The 4166-nt window shown below is 51.3% G+C and carries 3 protein-coding genes and 1 pseudogene; 1 reads left to right on the top strand and 3 read right to left on the bottom strand.

The window, feature by feature from the left end; translation table 11 throughout:
• The 3 genes and pseudogenes from KQJ18_RS22235 to KQJ18_RS22225 all read right to left on the bottom strand — a co-directional run.
• Positions 1-188, bottom strand: a pseudogene (locus KQJ18_RS22235) (LLM class flavin-dependent oxidoreductase); the annotation flags it as partial.
• 25 nt (positions 189-213) lie between these two features.
• Complete coding sequence (locus KQJ18_RS22230) at positions 214-1335, bottom strand: amidohydrolase (protein ID WP_038640686.1); 1122 nt, start codon at positions 1333-1335, stop codon at positions 214-216.
• Positions 1335-2333, bottom strand: coding sequence for an MsnO8 family LLM class oxidoreductase (locus KQJ18_RS22225; RefSeq protein WP_085048182.1), 999 nt, complete (start codon positions 2331-2333; stop codon positions 1335-1337). The genes KQJ18_RS22230 and KQJ18_RS22225 overlap by 1 nt, the downstream gene beginning before the upstream one ends.
• A 508-nt stretch (positions 2334-2841) precedes the next feature.
• Between KQJ18_RS22225 and KQJ18_RS22220 the strand changes: the two genes are divergently transcribed.
• A partial coding sequence (locus KQJ18_RS22220) for a methyl-accepting chemotaxis protein (protein WP_216422758.1) occupies positions 2842-4166 on the top strand: 1325 nt, incomplete at its 3' end.

The following is a 4166-nucleotide window of genomic DNA, read 5'->3' as shown; positions in this document are numbered from 1 at the left end:
TTAATATACAGACCATCGGCGACAAAAATAAAATCCAACTTCCCTTTTTCCGCAATAAGCGCCGTTTCTTTAACAAAGTCAAAATTAATACTGGCATCGGCCTGCGCCGCCGGATGACGCCATGCAGACATATTTCCCGATGCGCCATGCAGAATAGTGCCGAGCCGTAGTTGCCGATTTTCAGCCATAATAACCCCTACCCAACAGGTAAAATTAAATGTGTGCGAATGCCGTTTTTGCTAAATGAGCAAAGTAGTGCGCGGCGGGTTCTATTAAGCGTTCATCCGGATTAAATCCCGGATGATGTAATCCGTATTCGCTGGCGCTACCAATACTGACGAACGCTCCAGGCGTATTTTGCAGGTAGACGGCAAAATCCTCCCCGCCCATATGCAGGTCGGCATAGTGGGTGGCGTAGCCTGATTGTTTCGCCACGGCGGTGGCGATATCCGCCCAACGATCATCGTTCACCAGCGCGGTCGGTCCCGCATGCCAGATAACATCAATTTGTGCGCCAAAAGCGTGGGCAAATCCGGCGGCGATGTCATTTACCCGGGCTTTGACCTGCTGCTGCACCTCAATGCGATGCGTTCTGAGCGTCCCTTCCAGCTCTACGGACTCTGGCAGCACGTTCCATGTGTTTCCTCCCTGAATACGGGTCACGCTGAGCACCACTGAATCCAGGGTGTTAACATCGCGACTGGCAACGCTTTGCAAAACTGTTACCAGTTGGCTGGCGAGCAGGATGGCGTCTTTGCCTTCATGCGGACGCGCCGCATGTGCGCCTTTGCCATTGATACGTAACACAAAGCGATCAACATTGGCATAGAATGCACCGCCGCGCGTGGCGAACTCCCCTACCGGCAAACCCGGTTCATTGTGCATGCCAAAAATAGCCGCGACGTTTTGCAGTGCACCAGCGCGAATCAGTGTTTTGGCGCCGCCAAAACTCTCTTCCGCGGGTTGAAACAAAATACGTACTCGCCCCGGTAAGTCTGCTTCCTGCTGCTTAAGCAGCAGCGCGGCGCCAAGCATGACGCTGGTGTGAATATCGTGCCCGCAGGCGTGCATCACCCCCGGCGTGAGTGAGCGAAACGGAACATCGGCGCTTTCTTCTATCGGCAAGGCATCAATGTCCGCCCGCAAGGCGATGATCTCTTCTCCCTGACCAATTTCCGCGACCAGACCGGTTTTCAGGTTGAATGGCAGAATCTGGACATCAGCACTGCGCAACCAGTCGCGAATACGCGCCGTCGTCGCCACTTCCTGCAGGGAAAGTTCCGGGTGTTGATGCAATTCACGACGCCAGTTGATAAGCGTTGTCGCCAGTGTCATCAGACCACCTCCACGGCGTTATGGGCTTGTGCCAACAACCGTAGCGACGTCAGACGCGCGTGCCCCTCTGCCACTGGCGTGTCGATAATGAACTCATTAATGCCAAATTGCGTATGCAGGGCATTCAGTTTTGCCAACACGTCGTGGGCAGTACCGTGTAACAAGGCCTGTTCACGACGCGCGATTTTGCGGGGCGGACTGCCAGCCTGCGCAGCGAAGGCCAGCGCTTGCTCTTCGCTGGCAACCGTGACGCGTTGGCCATTTTCGAGTTCCACGCCCCAGATCTGCACGTTTTCCGCAAGCTGCGCGGCGGTGTCGTTACTGTCAGCCACAATCACCTGGACGGCGACTATCGTCGGGCGTGTGCTGTGGGTCTGCCAGAAGGACAAAACGTCACGCAATAACGCTCTGTCACCGTTGAGGTGTGCCGCGAAGATGAAATTCCAGTCGGATTGCGCTGCCAGCTGAGCGCTTTGTACACTGGCTCCCAGCACAAACCCTTCTGGCGGTCGCGGTGGGATTGGCGTAGGGAAAACCGTTTCCCCGCTTTCCGTGCCGTTCAGCGCCAGCCAACCGTTAAGCTGAGAAAGCTGGTCAGCAAAACTGCCTTTTTCATCCTGATGAAGTCCCAGCTGTAACGCCTGAGTCGACAGGGGTAAGCCGCCAGGCGCTTTTCCGACGCCAAGATCGACACGTCCGGGGGCCAACGATGCCAGAAGATTAAAGTTTTCCGCCACTTTGTACGGGCTGTAATGCTGCAGCATCACGCCGCCGGAACCGACGCGGATACGCTGGGTTTGCCCAAGGATCCAGGCGATCACCAGCTCCGGCGACGGGCTCGCCAGCTGTGGTGTATTATGGTGTTCCGCGATCCAGAAACGATGGTATCCCCACTCTTCTGCCAGTTGCGCCAGACGCAAGGTCCGGGCAAGCGCCATCACGGCAGTTTCTCCTTCCCCAACGGGGCTTTTATCCAGAATACTCAGGCGATATGACATGTTACAGGCCCATATTTGTTAACATGTCTTTATTATTAAATTATCAAATAACCATAATGAAACACTTAATTCACATTTGCTCAGCAAAAAAGTAGATAACCAGCCCTGTTGCTGTCAGGGATAAGATTCGGCTTATCTCTCACGGGCGAAACACGCCGCAAAAACAGCCTGCACGTATTACCTACAAAATATAATAGGGTTGTTGTTACTACCGTAATACCCTCCTTATCCTTTCTGCCTGTGTGATTTTTATGGGGATTTTTTTAGCGTGATTTACATTAAGTCAGATTAAATAGCTTGCCACGTTATATATTTGTATTAGATGTTTCACTTTCATGACAATTAACAACTTTTATACGTTGGGATTTTTATTATAACTACTTCCACCGAAATCATGATTAGTAGAGAATACAGCGTTTCTTATTAAAATGGTTTAAACAGTTTTTAATATCCCCTGGCTTTATTGTGGGGATTTTTTTATGGCTTATACACACCACCTGGGGCCTCTATGAAAAGTAACATGCCTGTTACACAAATTGAGTACGCACTTAACGATAAAGCGACGCTGCTTTCGACAACAGATAAAGAAAGTCATATTACCTACGCCAACTCTGCTTTTATTGACGCCAGCGGATTCAGCGAACACCAGTTAATGGGCGAGCCGCATAATATTATTCGCCACCCTGATATGCCCTCTGCCGCTTTCGCCGATATGTGGTACACGCTACAGCAGGGGGACAGTTGGACGGGAATGGTGAAAAACCGGCGGCAGAATGGCGATCATTACTGGGTGCGGGCCAACGTGACGCCGGTCTGGCACAATGAAAAACTCACTGGTTACATCTCGGTACGCACTGTTCCTTCGCGCGATGAAATAACCCAAAGTGAAAACTTATATCAAAAAATAAATAGTCAGCAGCTTAAAGGCTTTCGTCTGTTTAAAGGTATTATCATTCGTCGCGGCATAATGGCATGGGTTTCAATGTTTAAATGGCTGAGTATTAGCCAGCGCGTCAATTATAGTTTAGGGGTAACTGCCCTGCTGGCGTTGTTATTTATCTTATCCCCTGTGAATTCTATTATTCAGGCGGGTGGGCTGTTGATGCTGTTTCTGGCACTGGCTATTTACCTTAAGTATCAAATTTGTCAGCCAGTTAATACGCTACTGACGCAAATGAAGAAAGTGGTGTCTGGTCGTAAAGCCGATAACTGTCATTTAAACAGGGTCGATGAAATAGGAATGTTGATGCGTCTGGTTAATCAATCCGGGCTTAATCTGAATTCACTGGTCGATGACGTCAGTACGCAACTATCCGGTATTCGCGCCATCAGTCAGCGGGTATCAAAAGAAGGTACTGCGTTGCACAAGCGTTCAGAAGAAACCTCCGCTGACCTGCAACAAACGGCTGCCGCCATCGAAGAAATTGGCAGTGCGGTACAGCAAACCGCTGAAACGGCGGCGCAGACCATGACCATGGCAGATAAAACCAGCGCCAACGCGGCAGCAGGCGGCGATATCATGAAACAAACCATTGCCATGATGCAGGCAATCTCGCGTGATAACGGACAGATAGTCGACATCATTGGCGTTATCGATAGCATTGCCTTTCAGACCAATATCCTGGCGCTCAATGCCGCGGTTGAGGCCGCGCGAGCCGGAGAATCCGGGCGCGGCTTCGCCGTTGTCGCAGCAGAAGTTCGCAATCTGGCGCAGCACTCAGCGTCGGCGGCAAAAGAGATCAAGCAGTTGATCGAGAAGAACGTCGCCAACGTTAACAGCGGCGTCAAAATGGTGGAGCGAACGGAAACGCATCTCACCGGGATGATTGGTGA

Origin of the sequence: Citrobacter sp. S55_ASV_140 (assembly GCF_018919505.1) — a bacterium.
Lineage (GTDB): Bacteria > Pseudomonadota > Gammaproteobacteria > Enterobacterales > Enterobacteriaceae > Citrobacter > Citrobacter werkmanii.
This window is presented reverse-complemented; position numbering and strand designations above follow the sequence as displayed.